Raw genomic sequence first — 20,815 nt, 5'->3', positions numbered from 1 at the left:
TGAGAACTTTCGTCTTATGCCATCAAACAAGGTTGTTGATTTTGGCATATTGCAAAAGCATTATGGTTTTGGCATCTTTTATTTTTCCTGTTTGAATCATTGCAAAAGCTTCGTCAAAAGTATATTCCAGGACTTCGATATTTTCCTGTTCGGTATCGACCCCGCCACCTTCACTCACTTTCATTGTTGCGTCATATTCGCCCACAAATAGATACAATATTTCGGTAACTGCACCCGGCGACATGTAGGTTTCCATAACTTTTTGAACTTTTGAAAGGCGATAGCCGGTTTCTTCTTCGGTTTCTCGAATGATGCATTGCTCGGGGTGGTCTTTGTCCAAAAGTCCTGCGCAAACTTCAATCATCATTCCGGTTTTGTTGCCGTTGAGATAAGTGGGTAACCGAAATTGTCTGGTCAGGATTACGGTTTTTTGAGTGGAGTTGTAAAGCAGAATTGCTGCACCATTTCCACGATCATACACTTCCCGAATGTGGGTTTCTACAGTGTTATCTTCTTTTTGATACTCGTAAGTTACCTTGTTCAAAACATACCAATTGTCTGAAAGCAACTCGGTTTTTTGGATTTTGATGATTGGGTTTTTCATTCGTTTGATGCATTTATTTCCATAAAAAAACGTCCCGATAAATCGAGACGTTTAGAATTTTTATTTTAAAATCGTTTGCTTTCTGTCCGGTCCGACAGAAACAATTTTTATGGGAACTTCAACTTCTTTTTCTATAAATTCGATGTATTCTTTCAACTCGATTGGCAATTCCTCATAAGTGGTCATTCCAGTCAAATCAGCTTGCCAGCCTTTGAATTCTTTAAAAACAGGAGTCACGTTCTCAGGTTCGATGTTGTAAGGAAAATGTGCAATGTTTTTTCCTTTGTAATTGTATTCCGTACATACTTTCAAGGTTGGAAATCCAGAAAGAACATCTCCTTTCATCATCATCAGTTGGGTTACGCCATTGATTTGAACGGCATATTTCAATGCTACCAAGTCTAACCAGCCACAACGTCTTTGTCTTCCGGTAACAGAACCAAATTCATTTCCAACGCGTGCCATTGTTGCTCCGTCTTCGTCAAAAAGTTCCGTTGGAAAAGGGCCACTTCCTACGCGAGTCACATACGCTTTGAAAATTCCGTAAACTTCTTTTATCCTGTTTGGAGCAATTCCTAAACCAGTACAAGCACCGGCCGCAGTTGTATTGGACGAAGTCACGAATGGATACGTTCCAAAATCAACGTCCAATAATGAACCTTGGGCGCCTTCACACAAAATTGCTTTTCCGGCTCTTTGGGCTTGGTTTAAATATTCTTCGCTGTCTATGAAATCTATTTTTTTCAATTCTTCGATGGACTCAAAGAATTCTTTTTCCATTTCTTCTAAATTGTACTGGATGTTCACATCGTAAAATGCGATCATTTCTTCGTGTTTGTTTGCCAATGCACGGTATCTTTCTTTGAAATCTTCCAATTCTATGTCGCCAACACGAATTCCATTTCTTCCAGTTTTGTCCATATAAGTTGGACCAATACCTTTAAGAGTGGAGCCGATTTTTGCTTTTCCTTTTGAAGCTTCGGAAGCGGCATCAAGCAAACGGTGTGTCGGTAAAATTAAATGTGCTTTTCTTGAAATGATTAACTTATTTTTGATGTCCAAATTAAATTTGGCCAAGCCTTCAATTTCTTTTTGAAAAACAACGGGGTCGATTACAACTCCGTTTCCAATGATGTTCACGGCAGTTTTGTGAAAAATCCCGGAAGGAATGGTTCTCAAAACGTGTTTTATTCCGTCAAATTCTAAAGTGTGTCCAGCATTTGGCCCTCCTTGAAAGCGTGCAATAATATCGTATTTTGAAGTAAGGACGTCAACTATTTTTCCTTTTCCTTCATCTCCCCATTGTAATCCTAGTAATAAATCTACGGTCATTCTATTTGTTATTTGTAGTTAGTTTGCGTGTTATTTTTTTCTTTTGGTTCCGTATAAATATAAGGAGTGATTTGTTATGTCAATATCGAATATTTCTTCAATTGTTTTTTTGATGGTCTGAATTCTCGGATCACAAAATTCGAATACTTCACCTGTATCAGTCATGATAATATGATCGTGTTGCTTGTCGAAATATGATTTTTCGTAATGTGCTTGATTTTGTCCAAATTGATGTTTGCGAACCAAACCTGACTCCAACAAAAGCTCAATGGTGTTGTACAAAGTGGCTCTGCTTACACGATAGTTTTTATTTTTCATTTTGATATACAGGTTTTCTATGTCAAAATGCTCTTCGCTTTCATATATTTCTTGAAGTATAGCGTAGCGTTCAGGAGTTTTGCGATGTCCATGATTCTCAAGATATAGTGTAAAAACATTTTTTACGATTTCTTGATTTTTACTATTATCCGATGAAATTTGTGTCATATCAGGCAAAGATAAATTTTATTTTTTTAGTTTAGAAGTTTAGAAGTTTAAAAGTTTAGCAACTCAATCCATAACCTCTTCTGTTTAAAATTTTTTATTAATTTTTATATTCTCGACTTACTTTGTCAATACCGTCAATTTTCTTGATATTGTCGATTAGTTTTTTCAAAATAGTGTTGTTTTGAACGATGACGGTTATTTGTCCTTTAAATATTCCGGCATCTCCACTCAAGGAAATGCTTTGAATGTTTACGTTCATATTGTCCGAAATTACTTTGGTCAATTTATTGGTAAGTCCAATCGTGTCCATTCCGGTAATGTGCAAAATCGCCTTGAATTCTTGTTGGGAGGAATCGATCCATTTTGCTGGAATAATTCGATAGGCATAATTTGATTGCAGACTGATGGCATTCGGGCAATCTTTTTTATGCACTTTTATCCCTTCATTGATGGTTATGAAGCCAAAAACTTCGTCACCGGGAATTGGACTGCAGCAGCTTGATAATTTATAATCTAATTTGTCCTGGTCAGCGCCAAAAACCAGCATGTCATAGTTAGTGTTCAGTACTTGCTTGTGAATGTCATCATTGGCCGTGCTTGCAGAACGCTTGATTTTGCTTTTGAAAAAATTAATGAACGTATTGCTTTTTTGTGCGGCGTAATCTTTTAATTGTTGGTTTTCAATGGCTCCAACTCCAACACGGTAAAACAAATCCAGACTTGTTTTGAGTTTAAAAAAATTGACTAATTCGTTGACAACCGATTCGCTTAGCGTGATTTTTAAGTGTTTTAATTTTCGAGTCAGGAGTTCTTTTCCTTCTTCGGCAATTTTTTTCGTGTTTTCGTTTAGAACATTTTTAATTTTATTTTTTGCTCTTGAAGTTGTCACGTAATCCAGCCAGTTGATAGTTGGTTTTTGATATTGGGAAGTGATAATTTCGATTTGGTCACCACTTTTTAACTCGTGGTTTAAAGGAACTAGTTTTCCGTTGACACGCGTTCCCCTGGTCCTGATGCCAATTTCGGAGTGAATACTGAAAGCAAAATCAAGTGACGTGGCTCCTTTTGGCAATGATTTTATTTCCCCTTTTGGCGTGAACACAAAAATTTCCTTGGAATATAAATTCATTTTGAAATCTTCCACAAAATCCACGGCATTGGTTTCTGGATTTTCCAAAGCTTCTTTTAAAAGATTTAACCATACATCCAAACCGCTATCTTCTGAGCCGCCTTGTTTGTATTTGTAATGGGCGGCATATCCTTTTTCGGCAATTTCATCCATGCGTTCACTTCGAATCTGGACTTCGACCCAACGGCCTTTTGGTCCCATGACTGTAATGTGCAGAGCTTCGTAACCTGTGGTTTTTGGCGATGAAATCCAATCCCGCAAACGGCTGGGACTTGGTCTATAGTGGTCTGTTACTATTGAATATATTTTCCAGGCCAAGAATTTTTCCTCGTGAGGATTTGATTTGTAAACGATTCGCAATGCAAATTTATCATATACTTCGTCGAAGCCTACGCCTTGAGCTTTCATTTTTCTGTAAATGGAATAGATGGATTTTGGTCTTCCTTTTATGATATAATCCATTTTTTCTTCGTCCAATGTTTTCTTCAGCACATCCGAAATGTCTTTTATGTAAGCATCTTGCTCTTCTTTTGTCTCTTTTAATTTGCTTACAATGTCATTGTAAATTTCGGGTTCGGTATATTTTAAGCCTAAATCTTCGAGTTTGTTTTTTATTTTATACAACCCCAAACGATGCGCCAGTGGTGCGTAAATGTATAAAGTTTCGGATGCAATTTTGACTTGTTTGTAATTGTCCATCGTGTCCAAAGTTTGCATGTTGTGCAATCTGTCGGCGATTTTTATCAAAATTACGCGCACGTCATCATTGAGTGTCAGCAGCATTTTTCGAAAATTTTCGGCTTGCATCGAGACATTCATTTCCTTTTGGACTTTCGATATTTTGGTCAGTCCTTCTACAAGTTGGGCAACTTTTGGATTGAACATTTTTTCGATATCTTCCACGGTTATTGGAGTGTCCTCCACAACATCGTGCATTAATGCGGCAGCAATGGCGGTGGCTCCCAAACCTATTTCCGAAGCGACAATTTTTGCAACGGCAATGGGATGAAAAAAGTAGGCCTCCCCAGATTTTCTTCGTTGGTCTTTGTGCGCATCCATGGCAACATCAAAAGCTTTGCGAATCAATTTTTTGTCTTCGGGAGTCAAGGTTTGATAACTGATTCGAAGTAACTCTTTGTATTCCTGGAGGATTGCTTTGTTTTCTTTTTCGAAATCTATTTCTAACATAAAATAATGGTTCAATTCCTAAAAATAGGAAAAAGTATTGAAATATGCAAGTTGCAAATTTGAATTATGGTTTTTGAAATAATCTATGGTGTGACTTTAATAAAATTTAAATCTTGAAAATCATAACTAAAATCGGTTAATTCTGAAATGGGTTTCATTTTTAAGACATTCAGATTTCCGTTTCCATCTAATTCAAAAGACAAAAAGGCATCGGCATTAAAGCTGCGATTATTCCATTTTACGACTAAAGTATTGTCTTTGAAAAAGAAAATTTCGCCAATTAAGGCTTTAGAACGGTTTGAACTAAAGTATAGTTTTCCTTTTTTTTCTGAAATTAAAATGGTGCCAAACCAATCATCCTTGAAAGTTCCCGCATATTTTTTTAAATCGATTTTCAGGTTGTCTTTTTTGTTTTTCGCCACTGTTGCCCATACTTCATCGGTTTCTTTGTCTGATTTGGAAACATTGTCTTTTTCTCTTTTGGAGTATAATTCCACGTAATCAGTATAAGGAATGCCAAGGTAACTGTCTTTTATCGTGTTTGTAATAGCGCTAAAAGCTGCTCCAGATTGCTGGTTTGTCAATACCACAATTCCCAAATTCAGTTCGGGAAATAAGGTGACTTGGGTAACAATTCCTTCTAAGCCGCCGGTGTGGCTAACTTGTTTGTATCCTTTGACGTCGCTTAAAAACCATCCCAAGCCATAACCGCTAAAATGAGTATTGTATGGCGCTTTTGCGTTCGTTGGGATAATGGTTTGTAACTGCCACATTTGATTGTGTTCTTTCTCTGAAAACAGCCTGTTTTGTTTTTCTGTGCCGTATTTTCCGTCTTGCAATTGCATGATCATCCATTTGCTCAAATCGTTTACGCTCGAATAAATTCCGGCAGCAGCGTCGAATGTTTGATTTTTATAACGTGAAATCACTTTTAATTTTCCATCCGTGGGAACGTGTGGAGCGATAATATTTGTGGTGTCTTTTAATCGAACATAAGAGGCGGCACTGTTGTTCATTTCTAATGGTTTCATGATGCGTTCTTCGATAAAATCACACCAAGTTTTACCACTTGCCCTATAAATAACTTCACCGGCCACGATGTAAAGCAAATTGTCGTAATCGTATTTAGTTCGAAAAGCCGAAACGGGTTTCAAATATTGTAAATTATTGATAATGTCTTGGGTTTTAAAATCACTTCCATCCGGCCAAATCATCAAATCACCGGCGCCAAGACCCAATCCGCTTCGATGTGTCAATAAATCTCGAATGGTAAATTCATTGGTTACATAGTCATTGTACATTTTGAATTCGGGAATGTATTGAATTACTTTGTCGTCCCATTTCACTTTTCCTTCATCAACTAACATTGCCAAGGCTCCTGAAGTAAAGGCTTTACTATTGGAAGCAATTCCAAAAAGCGTGTTTGCATCGACTTTTTCGTTAGTCAAAATTGATTTTACACCATATCCTTTGGCGTGAATGATTTTTCCATCTTTGACAATTGCCACGGAAATTCCCGGAACATCGAAACTTTTCAGGGTGCGTTCTACTAGTTGGTCTAATTGTGGCTCCGTTATCTGGGCATTCACATTGAAATTGATAAACAACAATGACGCAATGACTAATTTATAATTCATGATTCGTAATTTTTAATTCGTAATTTTTTTAAAATCCTCTTTGTCTTTTGGCTTCAAAAATCAAGATTGCCGCTGCCACGGAAACATTCATGCTGTCGATTTCGCCTTGCATGGGAATAATGATGTTTTGAGTGGCTGCTTTTCGCCATTCTTCGGTCAAACCGGTGGCTTCTGTTCCTACAACTAATGCTGTTGGTGTTGTGTAATTTTGCGTATGGTAAGAAGTCGAGTTTTGTAAAGTGGCGCAATAAATATTGATTTGTCGCTCTTTCAGAAAAGCAATAATTTCCTCCGTGCTTCCTGTGGCAATTTGGTTGGTAAACAAACATCCCACGCTGGAACGAACAATGTTTGGATTGTACAAATCACTTTTTGGATTGGCAATAATCACGGCATCAAGATTTGCGGCATCGGCAGTTCGAAGTAAAGCGCCAATGTTTCCCGGTTTTTCTGGAGCTTCGGCAACAAGAATCAATGGGTTTTTGGATAATTTTAAATCCGATAATTGCAAGGATTTGGTTTTGGCTACAGCCAAAATTCCTTCGGTAGTATCGCGATACGCCAGTTTTTGATAGACCTCTTTCGAAATTTCGATTAAGTCAACGTTTGTCGTCAGTTTTTTAGCTTCGGATTCTGAAATTAATTCGGGTAAAAATAAAAGAGTTTCCATTTCGTATCCGCCTTTTATTGCCAATGAAATTTCGCGATTTCCCTCGATTAAAAAGGTTCCCGATTGTTTGCGGGCTTTTGCCTTTTCCTGCAACAGCACCAATGATTTTATAAATGGATTTTGAATGGAAGTGATTTGTTTCAAAAGATGTTCAAAAATTAATTATTTAATAAAAACAAAGATACACAGAGTAAATCCAGTTTTATAAATTTAAACAAGAATATTTGGTTTTCCATGAAAGTGATTGATTATTAAACTTTGTCAGAACTGTTATTAACGGGTATTTTTCTTTAATTTTGCTGTCGTTTTACATTATTTCGAATAGGTTTCTTCATTTAAAATCGAAAATTTCATGTTTCATTTATTAGACATCATCGGTACGATGGCATTTGCCATGTCAGGTGCATTAACTGCGATGCATAAAAAGCTGGACCCATTCGGTATTTTTATAATTGCGTTTGTCACCGCGGTAGGAGGAGGAACTTTGCGTGATATCTTGATTGGCAGGACGCCGGTAGGCTGGATGCTTGACGTGGATTATGTGTATGTGATTGTTGCGGGATACATTTTGGCGATTATTTTCAGAAAGAAATTCGATAGATTACGGACTTCTTTGTTTCTTTTTGATACCATTGGGCTGGGCGTTTTTACTTTGATTGGGCTTGAAAAAGGAATCAACATTGGTTTGCAGCCGGTTATTTGTATTGCATTGGGGACAATGACCGCTTGTTTTGGAGGGGTGATTCGCGATATTTTATGTACGGAAATCCCCGTTATTTTCAGGAGAGAGATTTATGCAACAATTTGTATTTTTGGTGGGATTGTTTTTTTTATGCTTAAAAAATTAAATTTGGAAGCGGATGTTTTGTATCTGACGACCTCTTTGTTTATCATTTCGGTTCGATTAATGGCCGTGAAATTCAAATGGCATTTACCTCCTTTAAGTTATAAATAAAAAATGCTTAATTTCACAAAGTCAAAATCAAAATAGTGAAAAATTACTTCGTCAAACGATACCAAGACAACGATTACGAGAATTGGAATGCATTTATTGGCCAAGCCAAAAATGCTACCTTCTTGTTCCATCGTGATTTTATGGAATATCATAAAGACCGATTTCTGGATTATTCCTTGATTGTTTTGGATGGAGAAAAATGGGTTGCCGTTCTTCCAGCCAATCTTGTAGGGAACGAAGTTTTTTCGCATCAAGGACTTACTTATGGCGGATTGGTTTACAATGAAAAAGTAAAATTGGCTTCGATTATCGAAATTTTCAAAAGTATTTTGTCTTTTTTGAATGAAAATAAAATGGAGAAATTGCAGCTAAAATTAATTCCTTCCATTTATCATCAAAAGCCTGCCGAAGAATTAAATTATGCCTTATTTTTGGCGGAAGCCCAATTGATTAGAAGAGATTCTATGGCCGTTCTTGATTTGTCAAAACCGTACACTATCTCGAAAACTAGAAAAGAATGCATTCGAAGAGGGAAAAGGAATAATTTGATTATTAAGGAAGAATTAAATTTCAAGTTGTTTTGGGAAGAGGTTTTGGAGCCCAATTTAGATAAAAAATATCAGGCAAAACCCGTGCATACTATTGCCGAAATAGAAATGTTGCAACGAAAATTTCCCAACAATATTCGCCATTTCAATGTCTATCAAGACGATAAAATTGTTGCCGGCACGACTGTTTTTATATCAGAAAATGTGGCTCATCCACAATATATTTCAGGTATGGATAATAAAAATGAGTTGGGTTCTTTGGATTTTCTTTATCATTATTTGATAGCTAATGTTTTCAAGGACAAACGTTTTTTTGATTTTGGAATTTCCAATGAGGAACAGGGCAAAAAATTAAACGAAGGATTGGTTTTTTGGAAAGAAAGTTTTGGTGCCAGTGTAATTGTTCATGATTTTTATGAGGTAAAAACTTCAAATTACGGTTTATTAGACACAGTTTTGATATGATACAATTCCTCGACTTGAAAAAAATAAATGTACCTTACGAAACTGCTTTTCAAGAAAAATTAAAATCGGTTTTAGAAAACGGCTGGTATATTTTGGGCAATGAAGTTTCAGCCTTTGAGAGCAATTTTGCCAAGTATTGCGGAACAAAACATTGCATAGGATTAGGGAATGGTTTTGATGCCTTAGTCTTGATTTTTAAAGGCTATATTCAACTTGGTAAATTACAAAAAGGGGACGAAGTAATCGTTCCTGCAAATACTTACATTGCGAGTATTTTGGCGATTTTAGAAGCCGATTTGATTCCGGTTTTGGTTGAACCAAAGTTGGAAACCTATAACCTCAATCCCGATTTAATACAAGAAAAAATCACGCCCAAAACCAAGGCAATTCTAGCAGTTCATCTTTACGGACAATTGGCAGAAATGGATAAAATAAACGCCATTGCCGCCGAAAATAATTTATTGGTAATAGAAGATGCAGCCCAAGCGCACGGAGCCATTTCGGATTACGGAAAATCTGGAAATGTTTCGAATGCTGCCGCTTTTAGTTTTTATCCTGGTAAAAATTTGGGTGCTTTAGGCGACGGAGGAGCGGTTGCCACAAATGATGATGCCCTGGCAAAAGTTATTCAATCTTTGAGAAATTATGGTTCTGAAGAAAAATACAAAAATGAATATATTGGCGTAAATTCAAGATTGGACGAATTGCAAGCGGCTTTCTTGAATGTCAAATTACCTAATTTGGATACAGAAAACAATGTCAGAAAAGCAATTGCCAAGCGCTATTTATCAGAAATAAAAAATGATAAAATAACCTTGCCATTTTGGGATTTTTCAGATAATCACGTTTTTCATTTGTTTGTCATTCGAACCAAAAACAGGGATGAATTACAGCAGTATTTATTGGAAAATGGAATTCAAACGATGATTCATTATCCAATTCCGCCACACAAACAAAAAGCTTTTTTTAATTGGAATCATTTGTCTTTTTCAATTACCGAAAAAATCCACCGAGAAGTTTTAAGTTTGCCAATGAGTCCAGTGATGACAATGGTTGAGGTAGATTTTATTATTTCAATTTTAAATCAATATTAATATTAATATGCGAATTATTAAAAAAATAGTAAGGATTTTATTCTTTCATTTACGAATTTGGAAGTATAAAACCCTTTCAGATTGCGAAAGGATTGTAGGTGTGCCAAAATTGTATATGCCTCTATTGCTGAGTGGTAAAGGGAAAATTTCATTTGGTGATAATGTCCAAATTGGTGTTACTGCTGCACATTATACCTATTCAAGTTATAATTATATACTCGCATTTGGAGAAAATAGCGAAGTATCTGTTGGTAATAATGTTGTTATGGCAAACGGAGCTTCTATACAATCTGCATCAAAAATTGAGATTGGAGATAATGTCATGATTGGTATAAATTGTTTTCTAGTTGATACCGATGGGCATGATCTTGATCCTCAAAAAAGAATGACAGGAATTCCTAAATCTAGTCAAATTACTATAAAAAAGAATGTTGTTATATTTTATAATTCAGTAGTTTTAAAAGGAGTGACTATTGGTGAAAATTCTGTAATTGGAAGCTGCTCGGTGGTAACAAAAGATATTCCACCTAATGTTTTTGCTGCAGGAAATCCAGCACGTGTAATTCGAAATCTTTAATTTTGAAATTTTTCAAACAAAATATACTCGTAAAAGTTTTATCTGTTAATTCCATTTCGGTTGGAATAAGTTTTGTTTTGGGTATTTTTTCCATAAAAATAGTATCAATTTTTTTAGGTACTCCTGGAATGGCTTTAATGGGCAGTTTTAGGAACTTCACATCGATGCTAAAATCTATAGCTACATTAGGTATTAACAATTCAATTATTAAATTAGTAGTCGAAAATAAAGAGGATAAAGCAGAATTGGCAAGTATTTATTCGACCTTTTTTTGGCTATTTTTAGGTGTTTCTGTATTGCTGGGTATTGGTACTATCTGTTTTGCAAATGCTATTTCGACATTCCTTTTTTATTCTTCAGATTTTTCTATTCCCATACAATTTTTCGGCTTGATATTACCATTAATTGTCATCAATACTTTTTGGTTGGCAATATATAATGCTTTAGAAAAATTCAAAAAGATTATACTAATTCAAATTATTTCAAATATTTTAATTTTTATAGTTGCTGGATTATTAATTTGGAAAAAAAATATTTCTGGCGGTCTTTTTTCTGTTGTAATAGGGGAAATTTTAATGATAGCTGTTGCATTTGTTTTTGTTATAAAAGAAAAAGAATATTTTAAATTTGATTTACAGAAATCAATAAATTTAAAATATCTTAAAAGTATAAAATCATTTACTCTAATGGCTTTGCTAAGTGCAATTCTTGCTCCGCTAACATTAGTTTTTATTAGAAATAATATAGTTCAATACAATTCTATCGAAGAAGCTGGTGTTTGGGATGCTATTAATAGATTTTCAGGGTTTTATATGGTGTTTTTTAATTCAGGATTGTCTCTTTATTATTTGCCTAAATTAGCATCTTTGAAAACTGATTTTGAATTTAAAACCGAATTAAAATCCTATTTTAAGATCATTGTACCGATATTTTTGCTGATGTTAGTTGTGATTTTTTTATCAAAAAAAATCATAATTGATTTGGCTTTTACAACTGCTTTTTCAAATATTAATCAGTTATTAATATGGCAATTGTTGGGCGATTTTTTCAAAATAATGACTTTGGCATTTGGTTATCAAATTGCAGTAAAAACGATGATGAAAGAATACTTTATTGGCGAGATATTTTTTAATGTATCTTACTTTTTGCTTTCCGTTTATTTATTGAAGAGCAATTCTATCGAGGGAGTTTTAGAGGCTTATTTTTATACAAATGTTGTGTTGTTTTTCTTGATTTTATTTTTCTTTAGAAAAATTTTATTAAAATCTGATTTAAACGAAAGTTAGAGAATACAAATACTTTTTTAATGGCTTATTTGCTTATTTAGAAAAGCATCAATCACAAGATTATAGCAACACAATTGTATTAGTTTAAGTAATAACAACCTTATAATTACGACCAATTATAATATTTTTTGTTCATTAATATTGATTCTCCTGTTATTTTTATTTCTCCCGTTATTTTTTCGAAGATTTCGTTTTTATATAAAACTCTATTTTTTTTATGAAATAATTCTTTGACCGTAAAAACGGCGGTGTACTCGACACCTGTAAAAATGGGTTTCAAATATTTGGCATTTTGACTAATTAGAATATGTTCCTCTGGATATAAAATGGTGCCATATATTTTTGAAAATATACTGATACTGTAATAACCATGTACAATGCACTTGCCGAAAATGGATTCCTTACCATAATTTTCTGAAACATGAATTGGATTGCAATCTCCAGATATTTTTGCATACATTTTTACTTCTTCATCCGTGAAACTAAAATTATATTTAAAGACATCATTAATTTTAGGTTTTTCCATTTTAGGTTTTTAATTTATTATATAAAATCTATATGCAAATATAAAAATAGGATAATTATTTTAAATAAAGCAAGAAACATGGTAACCAAATAAATTATATGGATTCATATTTGAATCCACTCAAAATTTAGGTATTTTTGAAAAATAAATAAATAAAAATGATTCCATTATACTTTGATCCAGGAACAGGGGCTTTGATTGTACAGTTTTTGGCAGCAGCTGTTGCTGGAGTTTTGTTGTTTTACAGAACTATTGTGCATAAAATAAAAGCTGTTTTTGGCATAAAAGACAAAGAAGAAGACGATTTTATGGATGAAACCGATAGTAAGGAAAAACAAGAATAAATGGAATCCAAAAGAAATACTTCGTCTTTTAGAGATCCGTCAGGGTATGTTTTTATTGAAGATGACAAAGTAAAAAGAGTCATAAATCCAATCTATTTTGAGCAGTACAAGGCTTTAACTGATAGCGGTTTTTATCAAACTCTTTTCGATAAAAAGTATTTAATTCCGCATCAAGAAGTTTCGAAAACAGATTCAGAAATCAGTATTGAAGCTTCAAAAATTTCTTTTATAAATTACCCTTACGAATGGGGTTTTTTGCAATACAAACACGCAGCTTTGCTGACTTTGAAAATCCAAAAGCTATGTTTGGAAAATAATTTCACCCTAAAAGACGCTTCGGCTTTTAATATTACTTTTCACGAAGGCAACCCCATTTTTATAGATACGCTGTCGTTTGATTTTTATCAGGAAAATAATCCGTGGCTGGCTTACAAGCAATTTATAATGCACTTTTTGGGACCTTTGGTTTTGACAAAATATTTCGGACAAGATCATTTGAAAACCTTGTCTCAAAACTTGGAAGGTATTTCATTGCAACAACTGTCGAAATTATTACCATTCAAAAGTTATTTTAGTCCCACATTATTGACTAATATCCATTTGTTGGCCCAATACGACAAAAAATACGAATCCGATAAAAAAACGGTAAACAACAATTTATCGAAAGCTTCCCAGCTAAAATTATTGGATGGATTGTATGATTTTATTTCCAATTTATCGGTTAACGAAAAAACGGAATGGGATCATTATTACAATCAAATCAACTATGATGAAAATGCATATCAATTCAAGAAAGAAGTTGTAAAAGATTGGTTTTTATCCATAAAAGGCAAAACTTTGATTGATATTGGAGGCAATGACGGCACTTTTTCAAGAGAATTGAAAGACGTTGCTAAACGTATTATCGTTGCCGATGTAGACCCAAATGCTGTCGAACAAAACTACAAACGGGTATTAAAAAACAAAGAAAAAATGATTTTGCCAATAGTTGCCGATGTTTTAAATCCTTCTGCAAATTATGGTTTTAACAATGAGGAACGTTTTTCATTCATTGACAGGGTAAAAGAAATTAATCTTGACGGTTGTTTAGCTTTGGCCGTAATTCATCACATTACGTTGTCGGGAAACATTCCCTTTTCGTTATCGGCTCAATTTTTCTCGAAAATGGCTCCTAATTTATTGATAGAATTCCCCACAAGAAGTGATTCTTGGGTTCAGTTTATATTGGATAGCAAAAGAGAATTCAAAAACCATTTCGATTTTTATAATGAAGATAATTTCGAAAAAGAATATTCCGTTTATTTTGAGATTATCAGCAAGCAGAAAATTGCTTCCTCCGAGAGAATTTTATACAGTTTAAAACGTCGTTAATCCTAATTTAAATTGCCAAAATGAAATTCGACATCAAGGAAAAATTCAATGACTTTTTAAAGAACTCGAAGGATTATCCAATATTAGCAGGGTTTAGTGTCGGGCTTTATGCTTTTGTTTTTTATTTTTCCAATAATTTTGATTTGGTTAATTCTTGGCAACAAACACTGGTTTTCTTGCTCAACTTTATTGTTTTCCCAACAGTGATTGTGTTCGGAATATTTAAAATCATCCAAAAAAGCAGGTTTTCTTCTTTCGCGACACAAAGCATTTTTATAATGATGTTGGTATTATTGCCCATCTATTTATTTGGGATTTCAAATTTATTGGCATCCTACAAAAAAATGGGATTGCTCGTCATTCTAATCTTGGGTTTAATTATATTCAAAATCAAGAATTACAAATATTTCATTGTACTTGTTTTTCTGATGACTGTTTTGCCAATAGTGAAACTCGGAAAAATAATCTACTTAAATTATACAAATTCAACGGAATGGCAACTGCAACCTGATGCTATTTTAAAAACCGAATTCAAGAAAAAACCAAATATATATTACATTCAACCTGATGGTTATACCAATGGAACGAATTTAAAAGGTTCACTTTATCGATTTGATAATTCAGAATTTGATGGTTGGCTGAAGGACAATAAATTTTCTTTGTATGATGATTACAGGAGCAATTACCCATCTACTTTGTATTCTAATTCGTCTTGTTTTTTTATGAAACATCATTTTTCGAATGAATTCTCGAACTTTAATTATGCCAGAGATTATATTGTAGGGAGAAATCCTGTTTTGGAAATTTTCAAGAATAATAATTACAAAACTTTTTTTATTACAGAAATACCTTATTTATTGATGAATAGACCAAGCGTTTATTTTGATTATTGCAATTATAAATTAGCGGAACTGCCTTATTTTAAAGATGGTTTGTCTTGCTTTACAGAAATCACAAACGAAATCGAAAATCGAATAGTGCTAAATAAAGGGACGAGTAATTTTTTCTTTATCGAAAAATTCAATCCAGGTCATATCAATCCAAGTAAAATAAAAGGAAGCAGCATTGAAAAGGAAAGACTGGAATATCTTAAAAGTTTGCAAATCGCAAATGCGTGGTTGAAGAAAACGATAACCATTATTAAAAAAAATGATCCAAATGCAATCATTATCATTGGTGCAGATCACGGCGGTTATGTTGGATTTGAATATACATCGCAAGCCCAAAACAAAATCACGGATAGCAAACTATTAAACTCTATTTTTGGCGCCAAACTAGCCATTAAGTGGAATGGCTCTCATTCAGATTATGATGCACAATTAAAAACATCGGTAAATTTATTTAGAATTCTATTTTCCTATTTAAGCGAAGACAAATTGCTTTTAAATAATCTTCAGCCTGACGCAAGTTATAATAATTATGATGCTTCTGATTTTTCAAAAGTTTACAAAGCAATTGAAGATTAATCGAATGATTCTTTCTTCCAAGTTTCCAAATATTTTTCTGCAATTTTGGTGTAATGATGTTCTTTTTCTATAAAGGCTCTGGCTCGCTTTCCAATGGCAATTATTTCGACTGGATTTTCAATCAAATACGACAATTCATTTACCAATGAATCCACATCTGGCGAAGCATTTACGACAACTCTATCGGTCAAATTGTAATGTTTTGTAAACTCGTTTTCGGCTCCAGTAAAAACTACTTTTCCTTTTGCCATCGCTTCGAGCGCATTGTATCCTTGGTCGTAAGCATAAACTTGGTCCAATAAGATATGGGCTTTGTTGTAAAGTGAAATATATTGGTTGTAAGGAACGTTTTCGGTAATTATGATTTCTACTTTAGAGTTGTATTTTTCTTTGATGAGGGTTAAAGCTTTTTCGAAAAAAGATATTCCTTTTTTGATGTAACTGCCGCGATTGATTCCCAAGAAAATCACAACTGTGGTATTGATTTCTAATTCTTTAAATTCAATAATGTTCGTGTTGATGGGGTTTGGTATGAAATGAGGTTTGTAGTTCATTGCTTCTAAAGGAATCTTGTAATCCAAATCAGAAGCAATTAAAGAATTGCAATTGTTGTGTAGCCAATCAAAGGTTTTTCGATAACTTTTTGTCCTGTATTTTAATGGAAAATGAAACTGTTTGGCTAATGAATTATCGTTAAAATAAGGAGTCAGGACAGAATATTTCATTTCCTTTTTGAACAAATAATCGATAACGGGAGTTTCGTCGCCACAAACTAATAAACTGCGGCTTTCAATATTCTGAAATACTTTTTTATAAAGAAATCGAGTCAAGAATGGATAAGTTTCAATGGCATCGGAATTGATTAATTGTACGTGGTGGAAGTCTTTTAATTTTGGAAGCAAGAAATAAAATCGAACGGCTCTTTCAATTTTTTCCAAATCGATTGTGGTGATTTTAAAAACTAGATTTTTAGCTTTTCGAATGAGCCAAAAAGGAGAAAAAAAAGCCGAATGAAACGAATAATCAGTAGGGTATTTTTTGAAATCATCACCGCTGGCAACTGTAATTGCCTCGTGACCCAGTGCAACGAGACCTTCTTTTAACGAATTATGCAATCGGCTGTATTCTCCTAACAAAAGTATTTTCATTTGGCTGACATAAATTTCTATATTTGTGTAAATATACTAACAAATTGACAAACGAATTTAAAAACCAAGATTTAGAAATTCTGATTTCGACTATGAATCGAAACGTTTTGGACTTTTTGATTCCTATGTTTCCTTTTTGCCATTTTTCCGAATATTCTATTTTAATCATCAATCAAACCCAGGAAAATAATCTGTTAGTTTCAGACTTTCCTTCCGTTCGAGTCATCAATTCTTTTGAAAAAGGATTGTCAAAAAGCAGAAATTTGGCTTTAAAAAATGCTAAAGGTAAAATTGTTTTAATTGCCGACGATGATGTAGTTTATAAAAAAGATTTTGACGCAACAATTATTCGAGCTTACAATCAATACAATAACAAAGCCGCGATTAGTTTTTGCATAGAAAAACCTAATGGGGTGTTATTCAAAAAGTATTTTCCATTAGCAAAAATGAATTTGAGTTTAATGGAATTATTCAATGTTTTGTCTGTAGAAATAAGTTTAAATAAGTCGATTTTAGACAAATCAGGTGTTGTATTTGATGAAGATTTTGGTCTTGGAAGTCAATTTGAAATGGCAGAAGAAGCTGTTTTTTTGTCAGATATAAAAAATACAAATCAGCAAATTGCCTTTATGCCAAACGTAATTGCAATGCATCCTGAACTTTCTTCAAATGAAAAACTGGATTTTTCAAAACGCTATTATGTGCAAGGAGCTTTTTTAGCAAGAGTTGTAGAAGTGAGTTATTTTAAGAGCTTGGCAACCAAGATTTTTTTCGATTTGAAACAAAAAAAACTAAAATTAAGTCAGGTTGTTGCTGCCATAAAAAATGCAAACCAAGGAAAAGCTGATTATTACAAATTAAAAAACCGAAGCAATGCTTAACGATATTCAATTCCTGAATTTTCCAGTTGTAGAAGATACTCGCGGAAATTTGGCCTTTATTCAAAATGATGTTTTGCCCTTTGAATTCAAACGAATTTATTATCTTTTTGATGTTCCCAGTAACGCTTTTAGAGGAGGACATTCCCATATAAACCAGCACGAAATTTTGATTGCTTTAAGCGGTAGTTTTGAAGTCGTTCTTGATGATGGGTTCGAAAAAAGAACCGTTCTTTTGAATAAACCCAATATAGGTTTGCCTATAGCCACTGGAATTTGGCGTGAATTGCAAAATTTTTCGTCAGGAGCTGTTTGTCTTGTCATTGCTTCAGATGTTTTTGATGAGTCCGATTATATTCGGGAGTATGACGCATTTTTAGATTCTAAAAAATGAAGATTCTTTATATAACTCCATTCGTTGAGGGGGCAGGAGGTGTCCAAAGAGTACTTTCTACAAAAACTAATTATTTAATTGATAGGTATAATTATGAGATTAGTATCCTATCTACCAATTCAGGTATTGACAATAAGCATTATGATTTTAATGACAATATAAAATTTTATTCTGAGCAAGTTTCAGGCAGTGTTTTTACTTATTTGTATAATTATTCAAAAATTTTAAAAAAACACATCGAAAAAATTAAGCCTGATATTATTGTTGTTTGTGATAATGGGTATAAAGGGTATGCGATTCCGTTTTTGATTTCTGTAGAGCAAAAAATAATTTTCGAATGTCATGGAACTAGGCATACAGAAGAGAAAGGAAATAGAATTTGTAATTATATTTTAAATAGTTTCAAATATAAATTCTTTGATATTTGTGCTGCGCAATTCTCAAAAATTATAGCTCCAGTTGATGATTTTAAAAATGAATTCAATTCTAATAATTTAGTTGTTATTCCAAATCCACTATGGTTTTTTACCGATAATGAACCAAATTATAACTCGAAAAAAGTTATTGCAGTTGGAAGACATAGCTATCAGAAAAATTTTGAAGTAATGTTGTCAATTTGGAAAAAAGTAGTTGTCAAACATCCTGATTGGGTTTTAGAAATTTATGGTGAATCAGATTCTAATATTGATTTAAAATCGGTTTCAAATATATTGGGAATTAACAAAAACGTTGTTTTTTATGATGCCGTCAGAAATATTAACGAAAAATATCTTGAAGCATCTTTCTTTTTATTAACGTCAAGATTCGAAGGTTTTGGTATGGTTTTAATTGAAGCTATGGCATCTGGTTTGGCCTGTGTTTCTTTTGATTGTCGCCGTGGACCAAAAGATATTATTGAAAATAATAGGAATGGATTTTTGATACGATTTGGAGATGAAGAAGCGTTTATGGAGAAAGTAAATCTTTTGATCGAGGATGAAAATTTGAGGTTGCAAATGGGTAAAAATGCTCAAGAAAGCATTGGTAAATATGATATTGACAGCATAATGCAACAATGGAAATTGCTTTTTGAAAGTATTGTGTAAGTACTATTTTAAAGTACTCATATAACCCAATCGATACAAATCCAAACAGACTAAATAAGGGTGTTTTTTTAGAATTAATTTTTTCAATAACGGTTTTAAAAGTAAAAACAATAGTTTTGTTAAGCCAGTGATTTTATACTTATTAAGTATTTTGTAATATTTTATTAACGAATTTATTTCTTCGATTCGAGGCATATGAAGTAATGTTTCTTTTCTGCTTTTTACAGATGCTAAACATTTTTCAAAAAAAACAGTGTCATTTTCCAACCCCAAATGATAGACACTATTGTCAATGTGATAAACAGTATTTCGGTTCATCATTAAATTATAAGACAAAAAAATATCCATACCATAATATTTTTCGGCTTCTTTGTAATTAACACTTTCAAAAACTTTTTTTTTGATTAACATGTTTCCAGAAAGAATATATGCATATTTTTTTTGATTTCGGGTCAAAGCACTTTGTTGCTCTCTCTTTGTCCCGTAATAAAACCTTAAATGATTGTGCTCATTCAGAGATTCAATTTTATAGGAGCAGCCACCAATTAGTACATCGTAATTGCTTTCTAGTATGCAGTCTAAGTAATTTTTTATAAAAAGGTTGGTTGACGGAATTACATCCGCATCTAAAAATAAGAGGCATTGGAATTTAGCGTTATTTGAAAGAGTATTTCTTGCTTGTGTCCTGCCTTTGTTTTTAGAAGAAGAAATGTAGTTGCAATAAACTAATTCCTTGATTTTTAAATTTTCATGTTCAAATTGAGTTCCACCGTCATTATAAACGATAATCTCAAAATCAATCTCGCATTCCAAGCATTGTTTGTACAACTCCGAAACCAGCGGATAAACATTGTAATTATAAACCGGAATGAGTATCGAAAGCATTACACTGTTTTTTGAACTACTTCAAAAAGTTTCATGTCTTCACATTTCAACGTTTTGGAAGGAAACTTCATCAACAAGGCATAATCGTGGGTAGCCATAATAACCGTTTTTCCGTTGGCGTTTATTTTTCTCAAAACATCAAGCACTTCAATGCTGGTCTGGGGATCCAGATTTCCTGTTGGTTCATCGGCAAGGATGAATTCGGGATTGTTGAGTAAAGCACGAGCAATGGCAACTCTTTGTTGCTCTCCTCCAGAAAGTTGGTGTGGCATTTTATCGGCATATTTGTTCATTCCCACTTTGGTCAAAACTTCGTCGATTTTGTTTTCGATGTCAATCTCGTTTTTCCATCCCGTGGCTTTCAAAACAAACAATAAATTGTCTTTTACGGTACGATCCGGTAGTAATTTAAAATCTTGAAAAACAAAACCTATTTTTCTTCTCAAAAACGGAATGTCATCTTCTTTTAGAGTGGCTAAATCAAAATCAACAATTCTTCCTTCACCTTCAGCCAAAGGTAAATCGGCATAAAGTGCTTTCATGAAAGTACTTTTTCCAGAACCTGTTTTTCCGATGATGTAAATGAATTCACCGTGATTAACTTCGAGGTTTATTTTTGATAAAATAATTTTTCCATCTTGAGCAATAGTCGCATTTTTTAGAGAAAGTACAGATTGAGACATAACATGAATTGTTTATTGGGTAAAAGTAACAAGATAACGGATGCATTCAAAATAAATTTTGCCC

21 protein-coding genes are annotated in these 20,815 nt (G+C 33.4%); 11 read left to right on the top strand and 10 right to left on the bottom strand.

The genetic code is table 11. The features are described 5' to 3' along the window. Positions 1 to 22: 22 nt before the first annotated feature. The 6 genes from nudK to C0430_RS07635 all read right to left on the bottom strand — a co-directional run bounded on the left by nudK (position 23) and on the right by C0430_RS07635 (position 7,190). Positions 23 to 604: a GDP-mannose pyrophosphatase NudK gene (gene nudK, locus C0430_RS07660; protein ID WP_290867568.1), complete on the bottom strand. Its 582-nt coding sequence runs from the start codon at positions 602 to 604 to the stop codon at positions 23 to 25. Between the two features lie 60 nt (positions 605 to 664). After that, positions 665 to 1,936, bottom strand: a complete 1,272-nt coding sequence (locus C0430_RS07655) for an adenylosuccinate synthase (RefSeq protein ID WP_290867566.1) — start codon at positions 1,934 to 1,936, stop codon at positions 665 to 667. Positions 1,937 to 1,966: 30 nt separating this feature from the next. Further along, positions 1,967 to 2,422 (bottom strand): transcriptional repressor, encoded by a 456-nt coding sequence (locus C0430_RS07650; RefSeq protein WP_290867564.1) that lies wholly within the window; start codon positions 2,420 to 2,422, stop codon positions 1,967 to 1,969. Between the two features lie 97 nt (positions 2,423 to 2,519). Further along, positions 2,520 to 4,739, bottom strand: coding sequence for a RelA/SpoT family protein (locus C0430_RS07645; RefSeq protein WP_290867560.1), 2,220 nt, complete (start codon positions 4,737 to 4,739; stop codon positions 2,520 to 2,522). A gap of 83 nt (positions 4,740 to 4,822) precedes the next feature. After that, positions 4,823 to 6,376 carry a serine hydrolase gene (locus tag C0430_RS07640; RefSeq protein ID WP_290867556.1) on the bottom strand — a complete coding sequence of 518 codons (1,554 nt, stop codon included), beginning with the start codon at positions 6,374 to 6,376 and terminating at the stop codon, positions 4,823 to 4,825. A gap of 28 nt (positions 6,377 to 6,404) precedes the next feature. Further along, positions 6,405 to 7,190 carry an RNA methyltransferase gene (locus C0430_RS07635; RefSeq protein ID WP_290867553.1) on the bottom strand — a complete coding sequence of 262 codons (786 nt, stop codon included), beginning with the start codon at positions 7,188 to 7,190 and terminating at the stop codon, positions 6,405 to 6,407. 208 nt (positions 7,191 to 7,398) lie between these two features. Between C0430_RS07635 and C0430_RS07630 the strand changes: the two genes are divergently transcribed. The 5 genes from C0430_RS07630 to C0430_RS07610 are packed head-to-tail and all read left to right on the top strand — an operon-like array spanning position 7,399 to position 11,971. Beyond that, positions 7,399 to 8,001 (top strand): trimeric intracellular cation channel family protein, encoded by a 603-nt coding sequence (locus tag C0430_RS07630; protein WP_290867550.1) that lies wholly within the window; start codon positions 7,399 to 7,401, stop codon positions 7,999 to 8,001. Between the two features lie 35 nt (positions 8,002 to 8,036). Next, entirely contained in the window at positions 8,037 to 9,014 is a 978-nt protein-coding gene (locus tag C0430_RS07625; protein ID WP_290867547.1) for a GNAT family N-acetyltransferase, read from the top strand. Continuing rightward, the gene (locus C0430_RS07620) at positions 9,011 to 10,108 is read left to right on the top strand and encodes a DegT/DnrJ/EryC1/StrS family aminotransferase (protein ID WP_290867543.1); all 1,098 of its coding nucleotides are present in this window, start codon (positions 9,011 to 9,013) and stop codon (positions 10,106 to 10,108) included. The genes C0430_RS07625 and C0430_RS07620 overlap by 4 nt, the downstream gene beginning before the upstream one ends. Positions 10,109 to 10,115: 7 nt before the next feature. Beyond that, a complete protein-coding gene (locus C0430_RS07615) occupies positions 10,116 to 10,685 on the top strand; it encodes an acyltransferase (protein ID WP_290867540.1) in 570 nt (189 codons plus the stop codon). A gap of 2 nt (positions 10,686 to 10,687) precedes the next feature. Continuing rightward, the gene (locus C0430_RS07610) at positions 10,688 to 11,971 is read left to right on the top strand and encodes an O-antigen translocase (RefSeq protein WP_290867537.1); all 1,284 of its coding nucleotides are present in this window, start codon (positions 10,688 to 10,690) and stop codon (positions 11,969 to 11,971) included. A 106-nt stretch (positions 11,972 to 12,077) separates the two neighbouring features. On the opposite strand, the gene C0430_RS07605 is transcribed toward C0430_RS07610, so the two are convergent. Further along, positions 12,078 to 12,497 carry a MaoC family dehydratase gene (locus tag C0430_RS07605; RefSeq protein ID WP_290867534.1) on the bottom strand — a complete coding sequence of 140 codons (420 nt, stop codon included), beginning with the start codon at positions 12,495 to 12,497 and terminating at the stop codon, positions 12,078 to 12,080. A 158-nt stretch (positions 12,498 to 12,655) separates the two neighbouring features. Here C0430_RS07605 and C0430_RS07600 point away from each other — a divergent pair, with 158 nt between their 5' ends. Genes C0430_RS07600 through C0430_RS07590 form a run of 3 tightly spaced genes read left to right on the top strand, consistent with a single transcriptional unit; the run spans position 12,656 to position 15,678 of the window. Further along, on the top strand, positions 12,656 to 12,841 hold the full coding sequence (locus tag C0430_RS07600) for a hypothetical protein (RefSeq protein WP_290867531.1): 186 nt from the start codon (positions 12,656 to 12,658) through the stop codon (positions 12,839 to 12,841). After that, positions 12,842 to 14,212, top strand: coding sequence for a class I SAM-dependent methyltransferase (locus tag C0430_RS07595; protein WP_290867528.1), 1,371 nt, complete (start codon positions 12,842 to 12,844; stop codon positions 14,210 to 14,212). A gap of 20 nt (positions 14,213 to 14,232) precedes the next feature. Beyond that, positions 14,233 to 15,678, top strand: a complete 1,446-nt coding sequence (locus C0430_RS07590; protein ID WP_290867525.1) for a hypothetical protein — start codon at positions 14,233 to 14,235, stop codon at positions 15,676 to 15,678. On the opposite strand, the gene C0430_RS07585 is transcribed toward C0430_RS07590, so the two are convergent. Further along, entirely contained in the window at positions 15,675 to 16,826 is a 1,152-nt protein-coding gene (locus C0430_RS07585; protein ID WP_290867522.1) for a glycosyltransferase, read from the bottom strand. The two genes, C0430_RS07590 and C0430_RS07585, sit on opposite strands and share 4 nt — an antisense overlap. A 44-nt stretch (positions 16,827 to 16,870) precedes the next feature. Here C0430_RS07585 and C0430_RS07580 point away from each other — a divergent pair, with 44 nt between their 5' ends. Genes C0430_RS07580 through C0430_RS07570 form a run of 3 tightly spaced genes read left to right on the top strand, consistent with a single transcriptional unit; the run spans position 16,871 to position 19,183 of the window. Continuing rightward, a complete protein-coding gene (locus C0430_RS07580) occupies positions 16,871 to 17,707 on the top strand; it encodes a glycosyltransferase family A protein (RefSeq protein WP_290867519.1) in 837 nt (278 codons plus the stop codon). Continuing rightward, entirely contained in the window at positions 17,700 to 18,098 is a 399-nt protein-coding gene (locus C0430_RS07575) for an FdtA/QdtA family cupin domain-containing protein (RefSeq protein ID WP_290867516.1), read from the top strand. Before C0430_RS07580 ends, C0430_RS07575 begins: the two co-directional genes overlap by 8 nt. Beyond that, positions 18,095 to 19,183 (top strand): glycosyltransferase family 4 protein, encoded by a 1,089-nt coding sequence (locus tag C0430_RS07570; protein ID WP_290867513.1) that lies wholly within the window; start codon positions 18,095 to 18,097, stop codon positions 19,181 to 19,183. The genes C0430_RS07575 and C0430_RS07570 overlap by 4 nt, the downstream gene beginning before the upstream one ends. Before the next feature lie 3 nt (positions 19,184 to 19,186). On the opposite strand, the gene C0430_RS07565 is transcribed toward C0430_RS07570, so the two are convergent. Further along, the gene (locus tag C0430_RS07565; protein ID WP_290867509.1) at positions 19,187 to 20,068 is read right to left on the bottom strand and encodes a glycosyltransferase; all 882 of its coding nucleotides are present in this window, start codon (positions 20,066 to 20,068) and stop codon (positions 19,187 to 19,189) included. Continuing rightward, the gene (locus tag C0430_RS07560) at positions 20,068 to 20,751 is read right to left on the bottom strand and encodes an ATP-binding cassette domain-containing protein (RefSeq protein ID WP_290867506.1); all 684 of its coding nucleotides are present in this window, start codon (positions 20,749 to 20,751) and stop codon (positions 20,068 to 20,070) included. Before C0430_RS07560 ends, C0430_RS07565 begins: the two co-directional genes overlap by 1 nt. Positions 20,752 to 20,815 lie beyond the last annotated feature (64 nt).

Source organism: Flavobacterium sp. (assembly GCF_013823965.1).
GTDB lineage: Bacteria > Bacteroidota > Bacteroidia > Flavobacteriales > Flavobacteriaceae > Flavobacterium.
Note: the sequence above shows the minus strand (reverse complement) of the source record. Positions and strands in the feature narration are given on the sequence as shown.